Source organism: Aquimarina macrocephali JAMB N27, from assembly GCF_000520995.1.
GTDB lineage: Bacteria > Bacteroidota > Bacteroidia > Flavobacteriales > Flavobacteriaceae > Aquimarina > Aquimarina macrocephali.
The window spans coordinates 48,226-70,736 of the sequence record NZ_JACA01000019.1 but is presented as its reverse complement, the minus strand read 5'-3'; the positions used below and the strand labels follow the sequence as shown (position 1 = coordinate 70,736).

Sequence of the window (22,511 nt, the reverse complement as noted above, 5' to 3'; positions counted from 1 at the left end):
TACAATATAAATGAACAGTTATCTTCTATAATTAGCAAGTAAGTAATGGAAAAACTTTAGGTATTGAAAAACTATACCCTACTCTTTCTTATTCTATTTTCATTTGTTGGATACGCCCAAAGCATCGATATCGAAAGTGTCGGTAAGGCTAAACCTATTAAGGTAAGTGGTGTGATTTCGGCCAATGGGGTATACTATACTTCCAATCAAAATAATAATCGGGAGCCTTTTACTTATTTCTTAAGAGGAAACCTGAATGTAAGTATCTATGGATTTGCTGTACCCATTTCCTATAGTTTTACCAATCAGGGTGATAATCTGGATTATGCGTTGCCCTTTGATTTTAATCGTATCAGCCTGCACCCCAAATACAAGTGGGTCACTGCCCATATTGGTAATGTAGCCATGAACTTTTCTCCATATACCCTAAATGGGCATCAGTTTACTGGTGGTGGTGTCGATCTTGCTCCACCTGGAGCATTCAAAATTAGTGCAATGGCAGGACAACTACTAAAAGCCACGCCAGATGATAATGATGAACGTACCGTTCCTGCTTTTCAAAGAATGGGATATGGGCTTAAAACCAGTTTTGAAAAAGAACGTTTTAAAGTGGGAATCATCGGGTTTTATGCCAAAGATAATATAAGTTCGATAGATTCTGTACCAGAAACTAAAGGGGTCTTGCCTAAAGAAAACCTGGTGATCAGTCTAAATACCCAAGTAAAGATCACTAAAGAATTTACACTCGATATAGAATATGCCTCTACTGCCATTACACAAGATCTTCGCGCACCAGAAAGTGATGAAGGCAGCACTGGATTAGCTGCCACATTGTTTAGTAATCGTGCATCAACAGAATTTTATAATGCCCTTAGAACAAACTTAACATACAACATTGGCAGAACCAATGTAGGTATTGGTTACGAACGCATTGATCCCGGATATGAAACCCTGGGAGCCTATTATTTTAATAATGATTTTGAAAATATTACTCTGAATACCGCTAGCTCTTTTTTTAAAGATAAACTCACCCTTGCGATGAACATCGGATATCAGCGTGATGATCTCGACAATATAAAAGCCAATGCTACCAATCGTTTTGTAGGAGCTGTTAATGCGGGGTATACAGCATCAGACCGTTTAAGTTTTACCGGATCCTATTCTAATTTTCAGACCTATACCAATATCAAACCCAATCAATTTGATGTGATCAATGATGATAATCTGCTAGATGATGAAATAGAAGATCTGGATTATAAACAATTATCACAAAATGCTACCTTCGGAATTAACTATGTACTTTCTCAAAAAAAGGAATCCAATCAGAATATTGCATTTAATTATGCTCTTAATGATGTAGCAAATGAGCAGGGGGGTATTGTACGTGTCGGCGATGCTTCTACTTTTCATAATGCAGCGACAAATTATACGATTGCATTCCCTAATAAGAGTCTGGATATCAATACAGGAGTTAATTTTACCTATAATACTATTGGCACAGAAGATGCTACCACATGGGGACCCAATCTAGGAGTTGGTAAACGCTTTTTTGAAAAAAAGCTAGGAACCAGACTTGGACTATCTTATAATGAATCCCAAAGCACATCTGCTAAAACACAAGTTTCCAACATTCGTTTGAATCTAAATTACGTATTACTAGAAAGACATAATTTTAATGCCAGTGCTATACAACTTTTTAGAAGTGGAGGAACTACAAACGGTTTAAGTGAGTTAACTGCCACTTTTGGCTATAATTATACTTTTGGCATTAAAAAACCTAGTTTTAAACGAAAGGAAAATGCATGGTTAAGTTTTTCTTATCGTAAACGTACTTTTGAAGGCTTGCCTTGGGAAATCACCCCTCAACTTAATGCGGTTGCCAAAGAAAAACAGGCAAATGAGATGGTGAAACATAAAAAAGATGAATTAAGATTGTTGGCCAGAGCCGTCAAAAAATCTGAAGATAAGCATAAAAAAGTATATAAAGATGCAGCTCTGGCATATCTAAAAGCCCTGTATTACTATGAAGAATTTTTGGACAAATATGACGAGTGGATTTACGATGCTTATCTAAAACTTATCCGTGAAGGAGAACAGGTAAACTCTGAAATACAACAAGAATATGTATATCTACAAGCCCAGGTAAATACCTACAAGAAGCCAGAAGATATTGAAGCTCTACAAATCATCGAAAAGAAATTCAATGCACATACAGATATGTTGCTCTCTATCAAAAAATGGAACCTTACCCAGGAAGAAATCCGGAATCCCGAAGGTGAGCTTAAAAAATTGAAAGAACAGTATCTCAAAAAAATCTATACCATGTACATAGAAGAACGCCCAGAGGATAAAATCATTGATTATATTGAAGTACGATTAGCAGATTTATATCATAAAGTATTGAGGGAGTAAAAAAAGTATAGACAAATAAACGATATAGTCGTTTGTAAACGGTTATTGCTGTGATTTAATTTATCACCCTAATAAATTGGAAAGGATAAATTATTATAGATTTTGATTGCGCTTTTTCGCTTTTGATTTGTGAGATACCACAAATTTGTAGTCCGATATTATGAATGTTTATTTCAATTGAAAAGTTGTTTTCTCCTAATGGTAGTAGGTAACTTTTCTCTATAAGGAATAGCTGCGTCTCACCGCTTAAGAAATGGTTGTATCTCCTTCTTATAGGGAAAAGTTCCAGCTCCTTCCTATAGGGAATAGTTGTATCTCCTTCTTATAGGGAATAGTTGTATCTCCTTCCTATAGGGAATAGTTGTATCTCCTTCTTATAGGGAAAAGTTGCAGCTCACTCCTATAAGGAAAAGTTACGTGTCATCCCTATAGGAAATAGTTGTATCTCTTTCTTATAGGGAATAGTTGTGTCTCCTTCTTATAGGGAAAAGTTTCAGCTCACTCCTATAAGGAAAAGTTACGTGTCATCCCTATAGGAAATAGTTGTATCTCTTTCTTATAGGGAAAAGTTTCAGCTCCTTCCTATAGGGAAAAGTTGAAGTCATTACTATAATAAAAAGTTACGTGTCATCCTTATAGGAAAAACTTGAGGTTATTGCTATAGTTAAAAGTTAGATGTCTCTTTTAACGGTGGTATTATTGAATTTTTGCTTAGAAACCGAGGAATACAACTTATCAAGTTCAATAAAGCGGTTCATTTCCTAAGTTTATCAAATAACACTTAAATGAACTATTATGTTATTTGGATATGCACGTATTAGTACTCCTTCCCAAAAGTTTGATTTGCAAAAGGCGGATTACAAGAAACACATAAAGATTTAGACAAAGCATATTTATAAAAGCACATAAAAACAGAAATGAAAAGCTAAGGGAGATTAAATAAAAATTTCTATCTTAGAACCAACGTAAAAAAACTAATTACCCCATATCTGGATCAGCTCCGGGTATGGGGTGTTTTGTTTAGTTAAAAAACGAAACGTAATATCGACAATCTCAATTCTAAAATATACTCACTAGTTGACCAAATCAAGGAAATAGAAGGCAAGAAATCTGAGCCCAAAGAAGAGTTTGAACCAACTTTCTTAAAAGGTTCTTCAGTTATAAACCTGGGTGAAGTTTATAACATAAAAAGATACAACGCTGACCCATTTGGTAGAAAATTAAATTACAGCCAAGATTTGCAGAATGGAGGAGAAATAAAATTTGAAAACGCAGTTTATAAAAAAGTAATTGAAATAGCAAAAGAATTAATTAAAATAAGAGAGTTTAGAGAATTTACAAATAGTGATTTTATTGAAGAACAAATATGTTCATGGACTTTTAATACTTATCTAGAAAAAAGAGCAAAAGAAGAGCCTATTAATTACTTGCGAAGAGTTTTAGATGAAAACAAAGAAGAACATATATTCTATTTTAGAACGGTTGGGCTTCATGTAGAAGAGAATTTTTTTGTTGGCAATTCGAAGGTAATGCATATTAATGATAAGTTTATAAATTCACAAAAAGAGAAGTATAAAAATGTTGAAAATAACTGTAAACAAGAAACTCTAGATGGATTATCAAAAATACTCAACAATCAAGTGGTTTTCAAACATAAAACTAGAGGAACAAGTAATTATAGTCATAATAAAGCCAAGTATGAAGTGCGATTAAGTGCTAGTGTTTTAAAAATATTCTTACTTAAAGAAATATACGACCCAAATACAAGATTGTTTGATTTAGAGTTTGATTCTTACGTAATACCATATTATTCAAGTTTTAGTGAAACTACAAGTAATAAATTTGATTTGCATAGTAATCTTTCTTCAAACTTTGGGGCAAAACCAACGGAATTTACAATTAAGCGTTATAGCGAAATTGAAAGACTTGGTTTCAGTCTTGTTTCGAATTATATAAAAAGAACACCAAAATCCGAACTAGATTTTTTTATTAGGGAATTAATAATTTCAGCAGGGAGATATTCTTCTCAATTAGATCCTTACGAAAAGAACGTGATGATGATTGCTTGGTTCGAAAGAATAGTTAACATTGAAAATAAAGGTAGAAGCAAAGGTTTATCTAAAATGAAAAAGAATATCATACCTAATATAGTTTCAGAAAATCAAATTAATTTACTTGAAAAAATTTTTGTTAGTCAGTATAAGATAAGAGATACTTACTTACATAATGGAATAGAATTACGATTTGATGATGATATTTTTTATAGGTTTCATTATGTTGCAATTACTTTATTAAAAAAAATAATATTGTTATCAGAAACTATTAAAACCAAAGCTGAACTCATAGAATACTTTGAAAAAAACTAGCCCTAACAAGTTGCTATATTATATATGCTGCCTTTGGTTAGCAAACGCAACATTCAAGAGATGTTAAAAGTTTAAATAAACAATAAGATAAATGAATAAAAGTAACTATGTTGTAAGAGATAATTTAAGGCTTTGTGTTATTGAAAATTCTATATTAATTGAGACAGCTATTACAATATTAATTTGCACAAAACTGAATATTGAACCCGAAAATTCAAAATCATTCGGAAATGGTTCTTCTTCTTTAAGCTTCAGTCAAAAAATTCAAATAATGCAAGATATTCAGGGTTTAGAAAAAGAATTAGTTAAAAAGTTATCGTGTTTGACGAATATTAGGAATAAGTTTGCTCACGTAGGTGAAGTATCGGATTTTGAGAAATTTTTTCAAATTTCAAAAAATGGAAAAGAATTAAGAAACAGTTTACATCGATGGTATTCTAGTATTCATTCAGAAAATTCTTCGGATTTTTATCGAAAAACTTTTTATTCACTAGTTGATGATATTAATAACTCTCTTCAATCCTTGGGGTCATCAATAGGTCAAAAAATAGGGAAATCCCTTGGTGAAATTTTATTGTACGAAATGTTAGTTGAAGAAGTTAAATTACTACCTAACTCTAAGAATATATTTGATTCCGTTCAGGAAAAATATGATGCCCGTGTTGCTGATCCGAATTTTAATTATAAAATATCTTGATTATTGCTTAGAGATTATATGAGAAATAATAAATATAAAAGTTCAAATAAACGATTAAAAAACATACTATTATTTTGAGAATAGAAAGGTAAAAATAGCCAACAAAGAACCAAAAAATAATGTCTTGATTTGATTCTGTTAAATTTGCCTTAAAAATGATCCCGAAAAGATTCGAACTAAAAAATGAAAATCAAATCTCTGGCAACTCAGAAACCGCATCTTTATCATTTAATAAACCAAGTGATTTTAAATAACGTTCCGTCATGAGCATACTGGAATGCCTGCACATTTTTTGGATTTTACGGATGTCTTTTTCCTTTTTATACCAATTCACAACGGCAGTGTGCTTAAAACCATAGAGTGTATAATCATCATTTAATTCAAAATGGTCTTTTACTTTTCTAAAATGTTTTCCCATATAATTTTCTCCCATTTTAGTAGCAGAAGGGGTCTGATTAGTGCCAAATAAATAATCATCTGGATGATATTGCTCCAAATTCATTTCTAAAATGATCTTCTTTAGGGCAGGAACAATTGGGATTACATCTCTTTTTTTAGTTTTACTCGTTTGAGCTGCTACCCAAATAAGATCTTTTTCCAAATCAATATCTCGTACTTTCAATCGTCTGATTTCAGAAAGTCTCATAAAAGAATAATATACGAAAGAGATAATCTTCCAAAGGTACGGATCATGTTCTAAAACATATTCTTTAATATCAGCTACTTGTTCATTGGTAAAAGGTTTATTTTTTGAGCCATATTCATCGGGAAGTTTATCAATTTTATCAAACGGATTTTTACCTTCTATCCATTCTTGCTTAAGACATACGTTATAGAACGTTTTAAGAACTCCAAGGGTATTGTTATAAGTTTTGGCACTATTCTTTCTTTTAGTAAGCAAATACATAAAATATTGTTGAATTAAGCCATTATCCAAATTTCCAATCCAAATATTGTCTAAGCCTTGATCTTCAAGCCACTTTACAAAACGTTCTAAGGTATTGGTATAAAATTCTATTCCTCGCTTGTAGAGTTTCTTGGCTTTTTTAATTTCTATAAATGCTGTTGTGGCTTCTCGAACAGAATAGATTTTTTCTGATACTGCACGTTGTTGTTCAATAGTATTTTTAGAAACTTTTTTTCGATCAATATGATAACCTTCAGCTAGAGCGCTGTTTATTTGTTTAATAATATCTTTGGCGTATGCTTTTTGTTCAGCATCAGATTTATATTTCTTTGGAATATATTTTCTTTGTCTAACAAGATCATTCTTCTGCACATCCCACACATAGAACATGATATAGTTGCCTTTCACAGCTTTTGACTTGACTAGGCGTGCCTTTTTAAATTTATGCATATCTTCGTATGTATACTTTGGTACTAGACCAAATATACTATAAACTGACGACTTTACTGCCGACCCATGACGTGAAGAAACAATAAACCCTCTGTGATCTACTGAAAACAGAGGGTTTTTGTCTGTCGGGGTGGCAGGATTCGAACCTGCGACCTCCGCGTCCCAAACGCGGCGCGATAACCGGGCTACGCTACACCCCGAGGTGTATATTTCCCTTTTGAGGGTGCAAATATAGACAAATCATTTAAAATAGAACTAAATTAAGTTATAAAGTAAAGAATTTTTTTATTCTTGTTTTAAAAACTAGTAAAAACCCTTTTTGTGCCTAGACATAAAAAGGGTTTTATATAGGTATGGGGGTACACTATTATGCGTGATAATAACGTTCTCTGTAAATTTTTCCATCTTTCCACTCTGTAACAACAGTCTGTTCTGAAAGCATAGTACTACCATCTTTTAATTTTAATTCCATCACAGCGTCATAAAAAGAATGATTTCCATTAACTGCATAATTGTTTACATCATATCTAATAAACTCAGAAAGTTGATTATCTATAAAATCTTGCTCAAACTTAAGGTTGAATGCTTTCCCTTTTTTGGGAGCATCATTTGCTTCTTTTAATTCTACATCATCATGTAAATAGGTATCCATAGCTTCGATGAAAGCTCCTTTTGATAATAATTCATGAACGTGTTTAAGGTTTTTTTCAATTGTATTTTCCATGTTTATTTTTTTAGATTAATTATTGCTTATTATTTGATGGTGTAAAGATGCGGTGATCATTGCTGCCAGAAAATGTAGTTTTTCCCTTAACCCTTGTCAATTTTTCCCGAGTAGAACAGTTATGATGAGATCGGGGTTGAAATAGTTGTCACGCACCGAATTTATTAGAAGAAAATATATTATAGATGTATAGGTGTTAACGCTTTTATGAGCATGATTTTTATGAAAAAATAAAGCCTTTGTATAACTATTAAACCAGAGCTAGATCGTATCTTTATACGACCAAAAGAAGCTTACGGGAAAACAATTTTTTTTCGCATTTGTAACCAATGTTACTAACTTTTGTTATCCTGAAAAGTATCTTTATAACGTTGAAGATTTAAAAGACAAATTCTATGGAAAACCTTGATGCGGCAAGACTCCAAATGGCATTTACCCTAATATTTCATATTGTTTTTGCTTGTATTGGTATGGTCATGCCTTTTTTTATGGTGGTATCACACTATAAATGGTTGAAAACAAAAGATAAGGTGTATTTAATCTTAACCAGATCATGGCAAAAAGGCGTTGCCATTTTTTTTGTTACCGGTGCAGTTTCTGGAACAGCATTATCTTTTGAGCTGGGACTGCTTTGGCCTGAGTTTATGAAACACGCCGGTCCTATTATTGGGATGCCTTTTTCATTAGAAGGAGCAGCATTTTTTGTTGAAGCGGTAGCCTTAGGATTTTATTTATATGGATGGGGTAAACTGCCAGAAAAATTTCATTGGATAACTGGAGTTATTATTGGTTTGTCTGGAGTAGCATCTGGTATTTTGGTAGTAGCTGCTAATGGATGGATGAATGCTCCAACAGGATTTGACTATATAGATGGGGAATTCCTGAATATAGATCCGATTCAGGCGATGTTAAACCCTGCCTGGTTTACACAGGCTTTGCATATGACATTGGCTGCTTTTACAGCTACTGGTTTTGCCGTTGCGGGAGTTCATGCATATCAGGTATATCGAAAAAGAAAAGTAGAATTACATAAAAAAGCATTTAAGATAGCAATAACATTCGGAGCGATAGCAGCAATATTACAGCCTATAAGCGGTGATATTTCTGCTAAAGATATTGCAGAACGACAACCAGTGAAACTAGCAGCGATGGAAGCCCACTATAATACAGAAAAGGGAGTTCCATTGTATATAGGAGGAATAGTAGATGTCGAAAAACAAGAAGTAAACTATAAAATTGCAATCCCTGGAATGTTGTCATTTTTGGCATTTTCAGATTTTGATGCAGAAGTAAAAGGATTAAACGACTTTCCTGAAGATGAACGACCTAATGTACCTATGGTACATTATGCATTTCAGATCATGGTAGGAATCGGTACCCTTTTATTATTTGCAGGAATCCTATATTTTATATCACTAAAAAAGAAAAAATGGTTTGCTAATCATAAGTATTGGCTATTATTTGTGATACTGGCCCCAATGGGATTTATTGCTTTAGAAGCTGGTTGGATTGTTACAGAAGTAGGAAGACAACCCTGGATAATTCATAAAATAATGAGAACTAAAGATGCGGTGACTCCTATGCCTGGTATTGTATTTAGTTTCTATACCTATGTTGCAGTATATCTTACCTTATCGGTCGCTGTTACGTGGTTAATGCTTAGGCAAATAAAGGTGTTAAATAATTCAAATCACTAAATATGTTGTACGTTGTATTATTCTTTTTGATTTTTTCCTTGTATCTATATGTAGTTTTGGGAGGAGCAGATTATGGAGCCGGTATTGTAGAGCTTTTTTCATCAAAAGAAAACCAGAAAATAACTAAGAAAACTATTTATCGTGTGATGGGACCTGTTTGGGAAGCTAATCATATTTGGATCATTATTTTGATTGTAATTCTATGGATAGCATTTCCGGTTTATTATAATATTATGGTAGTGAGTTTACATATTCCACTTACGGTAATACTATTAGGAGTTACATTAAGAGGAGTAGCTTTTGTTTTTAGACATTACGATGCTATTATTGACAACTCTCAAATATTATATGATAACATGTTTAAAATCTCTAGTTTAATAACTCCGATATTTTTAGGAATGGTATTCGGGGCGTTAATTAGTGGTGAAATACGTATAGTAGACGACATTGGTTCCTTAACATTTTATGAAGCATTTGTAGGGCCATGGTTTAATGTATTTAGCATATTGGTAGGGGTGTTTTTTGCATCACTTTGCGCATTTTTATCTTCAGTATTATTAATAGGAGAGTCTAAAGAGGGACATGAAAATATCTATATTAGAAAATCTGCTATTGCTACAATTATTGTTTTTGTTGTAGGGCTGTTAACTTTTGGATATGGATACATCTCAGGCAATGTATTCGTACAAGGGTTTATAAAGAGTCCTTTTGCTATAATTTCTGTTGTACTTTCTGCACTTTTATTATTTCCGTTGTGGAAAACTATTACCAAGGGAGACACCATATGGAGTAGGTTTTTTGCTGGGTTACAGGTGTTTTTAATTTTACTTGCAGTTATGATTTCTCATTACCCAGATATAATAATTACCCAAACTGGGAGTATTAGTTTAATAGAGAACATAGCTCCGGATAGTGTTATTAAAGTCTTAGGAATAACTCTAATTATTGGAGGAACCGTTATTTTACCAGGGTTGTTTCACCTATTAAAATCATTTAAAATGATCAAGATTTTAGAAAGAGATTAATAAGTATACATATCACCCGACAACCTTTTAAAGGTACTTGATTTAAATTACTTCCTGTATTTCTATACTGATTTCTTACCCTAAAACATAGGTGTTTCCTAGTGTAGTGGATTTAAGAAGAGGTCATAAAATCTAACTATTTAAAACTTATTTTTTGGAGTCTCATAATTTGAGATCATTGCACATTAGTTTTACCAAAGTTTTCAATAGGAAGCAACTCAAAGAAATAATGTTTAATTAAAATTCAATCAAAAAATGAGAAATTTAACAGGTAAGGAATTAAGAGAAACTAACGGGGGAATAGATGGTTTAGCTGCAGCTTTGGCTGAGATAGCAAGACAAATGGAGGCTATTAAGAAATTAGGAACATTAACAGGAACTACTGATGATATACATAACTAGTATTGTGTATACTTGGATATAAAATTTTCAACTATGAAAGATTTACAAAAATTAGGAAAGCCTTTGAGTAAGACTCAACAAAAGGAAATAAAAGGAGGAGCAGCAAGAATTTCAATTGGTGATATTGATGACTGCATGTTTCCTTTAGCACCACCACCGCCAGGATGTAACTGGCATATTGATATGAAAGCGTGTACGGCAAAACTTGTTTGTCTGGATCTCATTGAAATAAGATAATTTCACAAAGGCTATCAAAATAACTTGATAGCCTTTTTTTGTTACAAATATCCCTTCAAAAAAAGCTTAAATATGGCTGAGGTTAAAGTGCAATCGTTATAAAAATTTAAAAATTTTAGTTAATAATCGATTCTCAAAAATTAGAATAAAAAGTTATATTTGCACTCTGATTTTTCGGGATGTGGCGCAGTCCGGTTAGCGTACACGGCTGGGGGCCGTGTGGTCGCAGGTTCAAATCCTGTCATCCCGACACAGACACTAAAAGAGATCTTGATAAAGGATCTCTTTTTTATTTTATAATTGTTTGAGAGCTTGTTCTACACTTTGGACAGGAAGTTTGCACGCTCCTTCCTGGCAGACATAAATAAAAGTTTCATCTTCTACATACTTGTTTTTAAATACAGGAAGTGAACTTTCTTGAGTACTTGCCACAACTATAGCATTAGGAATGTAATGAGAATTAAAAATATCTGCTATAGAATCTGCTTTTTCCCCTACGATTACAATCTCATAAAAAGGATAAACGGTATGAAGTTGTAAAGCACTCCATTTAGAAAAATCTTTAGCATTATCGGTTAAGTAAATCGCCATAGAAGATAACATTTGTTTTGATTTTTCTGTAAGCTTGTTATCATAGTTTAGAATACCAAGTTTTTTGAGATTATGCGCCATAATAGCATTTGGCGATGGTATCACTCCATCATCAACTTTAATTAATGTCGATATCAATTTACTTTCTTTGGTATACTTAAACATTTTAGTAACCGAATCAGTAAAATGTGTAGAGGTAGTAGTGTGTAAATTATTTGCCCGATCAAGATATTTTTTTTCTCCGGTAATACTATATAAATTAATTGTTGCATCAATAAGAAAAGCATAATCTTCAATAAAACCCTCTTGCTGCGTACTACCTTTTTTATAGGTATGAATCAAAAAATCATTTCTGGTATTATTGGTATCAATAAAATCATAAAGTGCGATAGCTCTGGTGAGGTACTCTTTATTTCCTAAAGCTTTATAAGCATCAATAAACCCATTAATCAACAAGGCATTCCATGAAGTAATAACTTTATCATCAATAGCAGGGGATACTCTTTTCTGTCTTTCGTTGAAGAGTAATTCTTGCCATTTAGTTTTTAGGTGTACTAGCTTCTCAGGCAAAATATCATTTTGAATACTAAATAAACTATCGTTAGAAGATTGTTTTATAATAAGAGAAGCTTCCTTTTCTGAACTATTAGAAGCTCCTAAATTATAATATGTAGAGAAAAGAGAATACTCTTCTTTTAAAAGAAGTTTTAGCTCTTCTTTTTTCCATTGGTAATAGCCACCTTCTTTACCTTTGCTATCAGCATCTATCGCCGAATGATACCCTCCATTTTGACCTTTCATTTCATGTTCTAAAAAATTGATGGTCTCTTTCACTATTGTTTTATACCGTATCTTTTTATAAACTTTATATGCTTTAGAATAGAGACTAATTAATTGAGCATTAGTGTAGAGCATTTTTTCAAAATGGGGAACCTCCCAATGTGGATCAGTACTGTATCTAAAAAAGCCTCCACCAACATGATCATAAATACCTCCGGATGCAATTCTATCTAATGTGTTTTCAACATGTTTTTTAATGGTGTCATTACCTGTTAACGCTGCATAGTCCATAAGAAAATCCAAACTATGAGGTTTTATAAATTTTTGATCCCCGAGATCTCCTCCCCATTTAGAATCCCAGTTTTTTTGCCAATTTTTCACACTTAGATCGAGCGTGTTTTTAGTCAAATGTGTATCATCATTTTTGGGTTCAATTACATTTGTAGCATGTATACCAGATGAAATTTTATCAGCATATTCGGTTAGCTTTTGAGGATTAGTTTGGTATAAATTAATGATTTTGTCTAGTACCTCTTTCCACTGTTCATTGGTATGATAAGTACCTCCATATACAGGTTTTCCATTCGGAAGAAGAATAACATTAAGAGGCCACCCGCCACTGCCTTGCATTAATTGTACAGCAGTCATATAAATATGGTCCAGATCGGGGCGTTCTTCTCTATCAACTTTAATGTTTATAAAATGCTCATTCATTAACAGGGCGACATCTTGATCTGCAAAAGTCTCCTTTTCCATTACATGACACCAATGGCAAGAGGAATATCCAATACTTACAACTAATAATTTGTTAGCTGCTACTGCTTCCTCAAGAGCACTATCACTCCAGGGTCTCCAATCAACAGGGTTATGTGCATGTTGTAATAAATAGGGACTTGTTTCATCAATCAACCTATTGGTATATGCATAGTCATTTTTTGATGGAGTATCCTTGCATCCAAAAACAAATAGTAATAAAGCAAAAACGGTAAATTTTATAATTCGAGAAGTATTTAGCATTTCGTTACAAAAAGGTATATTTAGGGCAAAGTACAATAATTTGTATAATATCCCCAAGTACGACGTTTTAGAGATTTATTTATGATAAGAAATGTATAGTGTAGTGTCGTCATTTGATAAATTAATTCAAGTTGTTTGTCTATGAAAGCATGCTGTTTAGAGGATAAGTTTACAATAAAAAAAAATGTTCCTTATTTTCAAATTCCCTCGAAAAATGAGGGCTTAATTTTTTTAAATATTATGCAGAACATATTTTACCTCATAGTGCTAATTTTGATTTTTTCTGGTTGCTCAAAACATCAAAAAGAAGATACTACTGTTATAGAAACGAAGCAAATTACAACACTATTTGAAAAAGTTTCAGAAACTCATAGTACTATTGGTTTTAAAAATAAGATCGAAGAAACATTATATTTCAATTTTCTTAATTACTCATATATCTATAATGGAGGGGGAGTAGCAGTAGGAGATATTAATAATGATGGATTAGAAGATATATATTTTAGTTCTAATCAAGGGACTAATAAACTTTACCTTAATAAAGGTGATTTTGTCTTTGATGATATCACAAAAAATGCAGGAGTTACAGATCAGGAAGGTTGGTCTACTGGTGTTTCTATGATAGATATCAACACCGATGGTTGGTTAGATATTTATGTATGTAAATCAGGAGCACTTAAAGATGAGGGTAAAAGAAAGAATAAACTGTATATCAACCAGAAAAATGGAACATTTATAGAGCAAGCTGATCAATATGGTTTGGCATCCAGTGCTTTTTCAACTCAGGCTTATTATTTGGATTTTGATAAAGATGGAGATTTAGATATATACCTCTTAAATCACAGACCGGATTTTAATAATAATGTAACGATAGATCCAAGAATCCAATTTAATTATCTTCCCGAAAGTAGCGACCAGCTTTTTGAAAATAACGAAGGAAAGTTTACCGATATTACTCAAAAATCGGGACTATTAAATAAAGCCTGGGGACTTAGTGCTTCTATTGGCGATTTTAATGAAGACGATTGGCCCGATGTTTATGTAGCTAATGATTTTTTAGAATCTGATTTTCTTTATATCAATAATCACGATGGCACATTTACCAATACCATCCTTAACACTTTTGACCATATCACTGCAAATAGTATGGGATCTGATTTTGCTGATATTAATAATGATTTAAAACCTGACCTGGTGGTTTTGGATATGATGTCTGATGATCATAAAAGAAGTAAAGAAAATATGGCATCGATGAGTACCGAAAATTTCAACGAGTTGGTTGAAGCAGGGTATCATCATCAATACATGTCTAATGCGTTACAACTAAACCTGGGGAATGGTATGTATAGTGAAATAGGACAATTGTCTGGTATTTCAAATACAGATTGGAGTTGGGCTCCTGTATTGGCAGATTTTGATAATGATGGATTTAATGACCTTTTTGTGACTAATGGTATCCTTCATGATCTTTCTAACCAGGATTTTAGAAATAGAATGAAGACTAATATCCGTAATCGAAAAAAAGTAACATTAGACGAAGCAATTGGTATGATGCCTTCTAGCAAATTAAGTAACAAAATGTTTCTTAATAATGGAGATTTAACGTTTTTACCTGTTACCAAAGAATGGGGACTACAAGAAAAAGTAAATTCGAATGGAGTTGCCTATGCTGATCTTGATAATGATGGAGATCTTGATCTTATCCTCAACAATCAGATGGAAACTGCAAGTATCTATAAAAATAATCAGGACAATAACTATATATCGATTATACTTTCTTGTGGTGATAAGAACCTCAATGGTATTGGAGCAAAAGTTAATATCTATACCAAAGACCAACAACAGTCAAAAACGCATTATCCTGTAAGAGGATTTCAATCTTCTGTAAGTCAACGAATACATTTTGGATTAGGAGATATAACAATGATAGATAGTATACAAGTACAATGGCCTAAAGGAGTATATACTACACTTCAGGATATAAAAGGGAATCAATTGCTCGAGATCAATCAAAAAGATGCGCAATCAACTGTAGAGAAAAATAAAAAGCAACATACAAATATCTCAACTGTGATTGATGCTTCCCAATTTGGGATTCATTACAAGAATACCGAACGCAATTTCGATGATTACAAACTTCAGTTATTATTACCGCAAAAACAAAGCGAAAAAGGGAAAGCACTTACCGTTGGTGATGTAAATAACGATGGAAAAGATGATTTCTTTGTGGGAAATGCCAAAGGAGCACCTGCTGCAATCTATGTTCAGAAAGAAGATGGCACATTTAGGACTTCTAGTATTTCCGTTTTTCAGAATGATAAAGAATTTGAAGATAACCAGGCATTATTTTTTGATATAGATAATGATGGAGATCAGGATTTATATGTAGCGAGTGGAAGTTATGAAGATCAGGAAAATAGTGATTGGCTTATCGATAGAGTCTATACCAATGATGGGAAAGGTAATTTTACCAGAGATACTACATTTCCTAAGATCAAATCGATATCTTCTGCCGTGGCTGCATCTGATGTTGATCAGGATGGCGATCTCGATCTTTTTATAGGTGGAGGGGTAGTCCCAGGTAAATATCCTATGTCATCACCTTCATATATACTAAGAAATGACAGCGGGAATTTTACAAAGGTAACTGATCAAATGATTAAAGGATTGGAACCAGTAAACATGGTAAATGGAGCAGTTTTTTCGGATTATGATAAGGATGGAGACGAAGATCTTTTAGTGATAGGCGAGTGGATGCCAATTACCATTTTTGATAATGATAAAGGAATATTGATCAAGAAAGATATAGACGCACTACAAAATACCTCGGGTTGGTATTTTACGATACAAGCTGCAGATGTTGATAGTGATGGGGATGCAGATTATTTGATAGGAAACATAGGTCAGAATACAAAGTTTCACCCTACAAAAGACAAACCACTGCATATCTACACCAAAGATTTTGATCAAAACCAAAGTTTGGATATTATTTTGAGTAAAGAATCTAAAACAGGATTACTATTGCCCGTGAGAGGGAAACAATGCTCCTCTGAGCAATTACCCATGTTAAAGAATAAGTTTAAAACCTATGGGGAGTTTGCAAACGCATCACTGTCTGATATTTATGGAGATCAGGATCTGAAAGAAGCAACTCATTATACGGCTACCGATTTTAATACTGTTATCCTAATTAATGATGGAAAAGGCGATTTTACTATAACATCACTACCTATGCAAGCTCAGTTTGGTCCGACTACAGATTTTGTTGTTGAAGATTTTAATAAGGACGGAATAAATGACATTTTTGGAGTAGGCTCATTATATGAAGCCGAAGTAGAAACAATACGCTACGATGCCAATAAAGGATATCTTCTGTATAGAAACCAGGAAACTCCTCTAAGTTTTTCTGCGAGATTGCCTGCACTACATGGGATACAAATAAAAGCTGCAGAACGTATAATAATCGGTGATAAAAAATATATCCTTATGCAATGTAAAAATGAAGGGTTAAAATTATTTCCTATAGATTCTTAAACCCTGGTTTCAGGTCACACACTTACAATACCTTCAAAATTTAATTGATTTATCGTGTAAATCTAGATTCGTCTTACTTCAAAAACATAAAAGATTAACTACCTTAGTTACCTGGATAAGAAATATACTCACCAGGGACAATTATACCTAAATAATGATTTAGTATTCTTTAGTAAAATAGTATAAAAAATAATGAGAACACGTATTGGTACAGTAGCTGATATAAAAGGAATTCTTTCACTTCAGGAAAAGAATCTGTTTAGTAATTTAACCAAAAAAGAACGAGAAACAGGTTTTGTGACCACCCCGTTTACTACTAATCAAATTGAAGAGATTATAAAGCAAAACGGAATTTTTATTGCAGAAAATGATAATGATGTAATTGTGGCTTATGCTTTTGCCGGAAACTGGAAATATTTTGAGCAATGGGAAATTTTTAATGTTATGATATCTCGTTTTCCAAAATTATCATTTGAAGGATATCAAATTTCAACAGAAAACAGTTTTCAATACGGGCCGGTTTGTATTGATAAAGATTACCGTGGTAAAGGACTGCTAAATTTGATTTTTGAAGAAATGAGAATCGAATTCATAAAAAAATATCCTATTAGTATAACATTTATAAATAAAGTGAATGTTATTTCTGAAAAAGCGCATACTAAGAAATTGGGCTGGAAAATAATAGATGAATTCGAGTTTAATAACAATTCGTATATCGGGCTTGCTTTTGATATGAAAAAATCAGTGTTGTAGATATGGATCCAATTGATAAATTAATACAACATTTTAGAGAAAGTATTGTTCTTACAGATCATGATGCCAATTGCGTTAGTGAATGTTTTAATGTGGTAACTTTAAAAAAGAAAGAAGTTCTGTTGTATACGGGGGAGGTTTCTTTACATATGAGATTTATAACAGAAGGAGCTCTAAGAAGTTATTATATGGATGAAGAAGCACGGGAACATATCATTCAATTTGGAATAGAAGGCTGGTGGGTTAATGATCTGTATAGTTACCTTACCAGAACTCCGGCCAGACACTTTATCCAGGCATTAGAACATAGTGTAATACTTCAAATTCATCGGGATACATTAAACCAATTATATGACCAGGTACCTGCAATAGAACGTTTTTTTAGGTTTAAGTTTGAAAAAGCATATGTTGCTTTGCAAGATCGTACACTTAATACTTTAAGTAAAACAGCAGAAGAACGATATTTTGAGTTTCGTTCAAAATATAGGGATATCGAACAGCGTGTACCGCAATACATGATCGCTTCATATTTAGGAATGACTCCCGAGTTTTTAAGCGCATTAAGAAAAAAAACTACAACATGAGCCGTTCTTAAGGTACCTTAAGGTTTTTAACGTCAAATAGGAGTTAGTTTGTACTAAATAATTTAAAAAATAGTACAAATGAAAAAAATCCTTGCTTTTTCAGGAAGTAATAATCCTAAATCGATCAATCAACAATTATTGATTGCAGCAGTCAATAAAATCGATGAGCATACTAATATACATCTCATACAACTATCAGATTATATCGTTCCTATTTATAGTCCGGTCATAGAAGAGAAAGGTATTCCAAAAACAATAAAAGAGCTTTTTCAGCTTTTTACAAAGGCAGATGGGTTTATGATTGCTTCACCAGAGCATAACGGACTTCCTTCATCTTTTTTCAAAAACATAATTGATTGGCTATCAAGAATCGATCAACGATTTTTTGGAGACAAACCTGTAGTGTTAATGAGTACTTCTCCTGGAGTAACAGGAGGAGCATCGCATCTTCAGGTTTTAGAAAAACTCTTGCCAATATGGGGTGGGAACCTATCTGGTGTATACTCTTTAGGAGATTTTAATAACAAGTTTGATGTAAACAATTCATTAATTCTGGATGCATCAGAGAACGCAAAACTAGACAAAGAAGTTAAGACATTAATGCAATAAATAAGTATTCACTCTATAAAAACAAAAAACATGAAAAATACAGAAAACAGTAGTACAGTAGTATATGATTATTTTAATGCTTTTCAAAATGGCAATATGGATAAAGTAGTAAATTTGTTTCACGAAAATTGCCTGATCGTGAGCGTACGTGACCAGGAACGTAAAAAAGATCAACTTCATGGTACATATAGAACCAAAGAAGAAGCAAAGCAGTTTATTGCCAACATAGTTAATTCTTTTACGACCAAAGAATTTAGTGTAGAAAGAGTAATCTCTGAAGGAAATGTCGTTTTTGCAAATGGAAAATTTTCACACGAAGTAAAAGCAACTGGCAAATTATTTATAAGTGATTGGGCCCAGATAAGCATAATTGAAGATGGAAAAATTAAAGAGTATAGATTTTATGAAGATTCGGCAGCTTTTGTAAAAACTTCACAGAACTAAATTTCATGAATGAGACCATAATAAACCACCTTTTTGAGTTTTGGGGATATATAGGAATACAAGGAAACTTTTTAAATAGAGGAGATGGATATACCTATACGAAGCCCGAAAAAAAATCATGGCCCAGTAAAATTTTTGGGATAGATCCAGAGATAATAAATATGGATCAACTTCATGCAAAAATGAAGAATGGGGTTTTACCAAATTCATTAGGAGTAGCTGAAAATGAAAACATAGAAAAACGATTATTACAATATGATTTTGAACTAAAATCGGTAGTGAAGGCAATGTTTTTAGAAACTTCTAAGCATACTGCACCTATAGAAGATTTTGCTACAATAGAACCCGTTGATGATGATAACAAGGCAATAGTATTTGCAAGAGTTTCGTCAAAATCGTTTGGATATCAGATACTACCCGAGACTATAACTTCATTAGTTAAACACCAAAAAAACATACATCTTTTTTTGGGTAAACATAACAGTGAATATGTAAGTTGCGGAATTATATATCATGATAAAAATGGATGTTCTGGGATACATATGATAGGAACACTACCAGAATATAGAGGAATGGGATTAGGTAAAATTATGACCGATAAGCTATTATTTGAAGCGTACAGAAATCTAAGTGATATCGTTGTTTTAGTAGCATCTAGATTTGGTGAGGGAATTTATTCTAAAATTGGATTTATAACCGATGGAACACTAAAAAGTTATACTGTTAAAACACGTATATAGCTGGATTTTACAGTGTCGTTAATAGTTTTTTTATTCTTAAGTTGTTGATAATCTTTATTATGACTGATAATAAAATAATACTAAAAAAATGACTTATCAATAAGAAGAGGTCGATCATATTATAACATTGAAAAGCTAAACATATCAGATAAGTTCGTATTTTTTTAATATATTAACACTTTATTAATAATTTAAAACTAACAATATGGAAATAATTGTAACAATTGTTATTGGAGCAGTAGCAGGTTGGCTAGGAGGTACCATTTATAAAGGTGGTGGTTTAGGTCTCATCGGAAATATTATAGTTGGAATCATCGGTAGTTATGTTGGATACTGGCTTTTGGGAAGATTGGGAATTAGCCTGGGTACCGGTTGGATCGGTGCGATACTTACTGGGGCTATCGGAGCGATAATCATTCTGTTTTTGCTCAATCTAATATTTAAAAAACGATAATCAATATACTTACTATGGTCATATAGATGTTTTATCGATATGAGAGTAAGATAAATTTGATTCTAATCATACTACAAAAAGCTACCTATCTGGTAGCTTTTTGCTTTTAGATAAAGAGTTTTGATTTCAGGCGTAATATTAGACAAACGAATGTAATTGATCATTACATTTATATTGTTGTTAGAAATGGTTTCCCTTTATATCATAGATTAGAACAAGATAAAAGTAGATTTGGAAAAGAACTAGTTGCTTTATAAACTCAACTTTGTATTGTAAATTAAAAACAATAAAAATGAGTCAAAAAACTGCAGTTATTACAGGTGGAAGTCGTGGATTAGGTCGTGATATGGCAATCAATCTAGCAAAAGAAGGTGTGAATATTATCTTTTCTTACCATAAAAATAAGAACAAAGCAAAAGAAGTTATTTCAGAAATAGAGGCACAAGGGCAGAAAGCTGTAGCTTTTCCTTTTGATGCTACCAACTATAAAAACGGACAAGAATTCATAAACGAAGTAACCAACTATTTAAAACAAGAAAATGGAAATCTTAATTTTGATTTTTTAATCAATAATGCCGGAACAGGAGTACATAACCTGGTGTCAAATACAACAGAAGAAGAATTTGATGAAATGATGAATGTACATCTTAAAAGTGCTTATTTCCTAACCCAATCAGCATTACCTTTTCTTAATAAAGGAGGACGAATTATCAATATTTCTAGTGGATTAACCCGTTTTAGTCTGCCAGGTATGTCTGCATATGCAATGATGAAGGGAGGTATAGAAGTTTTTACACGCTATTTAACAAAAGAATTAGGACAACGTAAAATTACAGCTAATGTTATCGCACCAGGAGCCATTGCAACTGATTTTGCAGGAGGAAGTAATAAAGATGAACAAAAAGCAGCTTTAATTTCTAATATTACTGCATTAGGGCGTGTTGGAGAAGCTGAAGATATTGGAGGAATCGTTGCTTTTTTATGTTCTGATAAAGCGGGCTGGATTAATGGACAACGTATTGAAGTTTCAGGAGGTATGTTGGCATAAAAAAAAATCATAAATTTAGTATAATGAAAGATTTAAAGTATTTTAAAAAAGTAAGTGATTATCATAAATTAGCTAATATTGTCGCTCCCGAACATCCATTAATAAGTCTAGTGGATTATAGTCAGGTTAGGTATCCATCGAATATTGAAGAACTAAAATGGAAACAAGACTATTATACTATTGGATTAAAACGAAACGTGGCACATAAATTTTTTTATGGACAACAAGAGTATGATTTTGATGAAGGTGTCATGACATTTGTAGCACCAAAGCAGGTGATGAGTTTAGGAAATAACCCTAATATTAAAGATCATAAACCTTCAGGTTGGTTACTATTAGTTCATCCCGATTTTTTATGGAATTCACCGTTGGCTACGCAAATAACACATTATGATTTTTTTGGATATACAATAAATGAAGCGCTTTTCCTTTCTGAAAAAGAAGAACAAATGATGCTGGATCTCTTGAAGAATATCCAACACGAGTATCAATCAAATATGGATAAGTTTAGTCAGAAAATTATTATTTCACAGTTAGAGTTGCTTCTCAATTATGCAGAACGCTTTTATGAACGACAGTTCATTACTCGTAAGATTTCTAACCACCAGGTGTTAAGTCAGCTAGAACAAATCTTATCAGATTACTTTAAAGTTGATAGCTTAGTTGAAAAAGGCCTGCCTACTGTTCAATGGGTGGCTAATTGTTTAAACCTTACTCCGAATTACTTGAGCAGTATGCTCAAATCATTAACCGGGCAAAGTACGCAACAACATATTCATAATAAATTAGTAGAAAAGGCCAAAGAACAGCTATCAACAACATTGCTTTCGGTAAGTGAAATTGCTTACAGTTTGGGTTTTGAACATCCGGCATCATTTACAAAGCTCTTCAAAAATAAAACAGATATGTCTCCCATAGAATTTAGAAAAACATATAATTGAATACATAAAACTATCGCAAAGCGTATATACAGAATAGCTAATTAAGCGCAAATCATAAAAATTTGTGCTTTTTTAATACATTTATGCGATCTGTAAAGC

19 protein-coding genes and 2 tRNA genes are annotated in these 22,511 nt (G+C 32.6%); 17 read left to right on the top strand and 4 right to left on the bottom strand.

Features of this window, described 5'->3' with window-relative positions; all coding sequences use genetic code 11:
* The first annotated feature begins 63 nt into the window (after nucleotides 1-63).
* From Z054_RS0112280 to Z054_RS0112270, 3 genes are all read left to right on the top strand, one after another.
* Entirely contained in the window at nucleotides 64-2,412 is a 2,349-nt protein-coding gene (locus tag Z054_RS0112280; protein ID WP_024770360.1) for a TonB-dependent receptor, read from the top strand.
* A gap of 1,238 nt (nucleotides 2,413-3,650) precedes the next feature.
* Nucleotides 3,651-4,778, top strand: a complete 1,128-nt coding sequence (locus tag Z054_RS0112275) for a hypothetical protein (protein WP_024770359.1) — start codon at nucleotides 3,651-3,653, stop codon at nucleotides 4,776-4,778.
* Between the two features lie 91 nt (nucleotides 4,779-4,869).
* Nucleotides 4,870-5,475, top strand: coding sequence for a hypothetical protein (locus tag Z054_RS0112270; RefSeq protein WP_024770358.1), 606 nt, complete (start codon nucleotides 4,870-4,872; stop codon nucleotides 5,473-5,475).
* Between the two features lie 190 nt (nucleotides 5,476-5,665).
* Here the strand turns inward: Z054_RS0112270 and Z054_RS31010 are convergent, their stop codons facing one another.
* The 3 genes from Z054_RS31010 to Z054_RS0112255 form a co-directional block, all read right to left on the bottom strand.
* A complete protein-coding gene (locus Z054_RS31010; protein ID WP_024770357.1) occupies nucleotides 5,666-6,832 on the bottom strand; it encodes a tyrosine-type recombinase/integrase in 1,167 nt (388 codons plus the stop codon).
* A 125-nt stretch (nucleotides 6,833-6,957) separates the two neighbouring features.
* Nucleotides 6,958-7,032: transfer RNA gene (locus Z054_RS0112260), tRNA-Pro, on the bottom strand.
* A gap of 167 nt (nucleotides 7,033-7,199) precedes the next feature.
* Nucleotides 7,200-7,556: a hypothetical protein gene (locus Z054_RS0112255; RefSeq protein WP_024770356.1), complete on the bottom strand. Its 357-nt coding sequence runs from the start codon at nucleotides 7,554-7,556 to the stop codon at nucleotides 7,200-7,202.
* Nucleotides 7,557-7,951: 395 nt separating this feature from the next.
* On the opposite strand from Z054_RS0112255, the gene Z054_RS0112250 reads away from it, so the two are divergent.
* The 5 genes from Z054_RS0112250 to Z054_RS0112230 all read left to right on the top strand — a co-directional run bounded on the left by Z054_RS0112250 (nucleotide 7,952) and on the right by Z054_RS0112230 (nucleotide 11,167).
* On the top strand, nucleotides 7,952-9,253 hold the full coding sequence (locus tag Z054_RS0112250; RefSeq protein WP_024770355.1) for a cytochrome ubiquinol oxidase subunit I: 1,302 nt from the start codon (nucleotides 7,952-7,954) through the stop codon (nucleotides 9,251-9,253).
* Between the two features lie 2 nt (nucleotides 9,254-9,255).
* Nucleotides 9,256-10,278, top strand: coding sequence for a cytochrome d ubiquinol oxidase subunit II (locus Z054_RS0112245; RefSeq protein ID WP_024770354.1), 1,023 nt, complete (start codon nucleotides 9,256-9,258; stop codon nucleotides 10,276-10,278).
* A gap of 255 nt (nucleotides 10,279-10,533) precedes the next feature.
* The gene (locus tag Z054_RS31735; RefSeq protein WP_159025531.1) at nucleotides 10,534-10,680 is read left to right on the top strand and encodes a hypothetical protein; all 147 of its coding nucleotides are present in this window, start codon (nucleotides 10,534-10,536) and stop codon (nucleotides 10,678-10,680) included.
* A gap of 33 nt (nucleotides 10,681-10,713) precedes the next feature.
* A complete protein-coding gene (locus Z054_RS0112235; RefSeq protein WP_024770353.1) occupies nucleotides 10,714-10,917 on the top strand; it encodes a hypothetical protein in 204 nt (67 codons plus the stop codon).
* Between the two features lie 175 nt (nucleotides 10,918-11,092).
* Nucleotides 11,093-11,167 (top strand) — tRNA-Pro (locus Z054_RS0112230).
* 44 nt (nucleotides 11,168-11,211) lie between these two features.
* Here the strand turns inward: Z054_RS0112230 and Z054_RS0112225 are convergent.
* Entirely contained in the window at nucleotides 11,212-13,305 is a 2,094-nt protein-coding gene (locus Z054_RS0112225; protein WP_051473733.1) for a thioredoxin domain-containing protein, read from the bottom strand.
* A 240-nt stretch (nucleotides 13,306-13,545) separates the two neighbouring features.
* Here Z054_RS0112225 and Z054_RS0112220 point away from each other — a divergent pair, with 240 nt between their 5' ends.
* From Z054_RS0112220 to Z054_RS0112180, 9 genes are all read left to right on the top strand, one after another.
* Nucleotides 13,546-16,839 carry a VCBS repeat-containing protein gene (locus Z054_RS0112220; RefSeq protein WP_024770351.1) on the top strand — a complete coding sequence of 1,098 codons (3,294 nt, stop codon included), beginning with the start codon at nucleotides 13,546-13,548 and terminating at the stop codon, nucleotides 16,837-16,839.
* 192 nt (nucleotides 16,840-17,031) lie between these two features.
* On the top strand, nucleotides 17,032-17,592 hold the full coding sequence (locus tag Z054_RS0112215; RefSeq protein WP_024770350.1) for a GNAT family N-acetyltransferase: 561 nt from the start codon (nucleotides 17,032-17,034) through the stop codon (nucleotides 17,590-17,592).
* A gap of 2 nt (nucleotides 17,593-17,594) precedes the next feature.
* Nucleotides 17,595-18,176: a Crp/Fnr family transcriptional regulator gene (locus tag Z054_RS0112210; RefSeq protein WP_024770349.1), complete on the top strand. Its 582-nt coding sequence runs from the start codon at nucleotides 17,595-17,597 to the stop codon at nucleotides 18,174-18,176.
* A gap of 78 nt (nucleotides 18,177-18,254) precedes the next feature.
* Nucleotides 18,255-18,785, top strand: a complete 531-nt coding sequence (locus Z054_RS0112205; RefSeq protein WP_024770348.1) for an NADPH-dependent FMN reductase — start codon at nucleotides 18,255-18,257, stop codon at nucleotides 18,783-18,785.
* 30 nt (nucleotides 18,786-18,815) lie between these two features.
* On the top strand, nucleotides 18,816-19,229 hold the full coding sequence (locus tag Z054_RS0112200; protein ID WP_024770347.1) for a nuclear transport factor 2 family protein: 414 nt from the start codon (nucleotides 18,816-18,818) through the stop codon (nucleotides 19,227-19,229).
* Between the two features lie 5 nt (nucleotides 19,230-19,234).
* Nucleotides 19,235-19,969 (top strand): GNAT family N-acetyltransferase, encoded by a 735-nt coding sequence (locus tag Z054_RS30200; protein WP_024770346.1) that lies wholly within the window; start codon nucleotides 19,235-19,237, stop codon nucleotides 19,967-19,969.
* 205 nt (nucleotides 19,970-20,174) lie between these two features.
* Entirely contained in the window at nucleotides 20,175-20,423 is a 249-nt protein-coding gene (locus tag Z054_RS0112190; protein ID WP_024770345.1) for a GlsB/YeaQ/YmgE family stress response membrane protein, read from the top strand.
* Between the two features lie 292 nt (nucleotides 20,424-20,715).
* On the top strand, nucleotides 20,716-21,471 hold the full coding sequence (locus tag Z054_RS0112185; protein WP_024770344.1) for an SDR family NAD(P)-dependent oxidoreductase: 756 nt from the start codon (nucleotides 20,716-20,718) through the stop codon (nucleotides 21,469-21,471).
* A 23-nt stretch (nucleotides 21,472-21,494) separates the two neighbouring features.
* The gene (locus Z054_RS0112180; protein WP_024770343.1) at nucleotides 21,495-22,412 is read left to right on the top strand and encodes a helix-turn-helix domain-containing protein; all 918 of its coding nucleotides are present in this window, start codon (nucleotides 21,495-21,497) and stop codon (nucleotides 22,410-22,412) included.
* Nucleotides 22,413-22,511 lie beyond the last annotated feature (99 nt).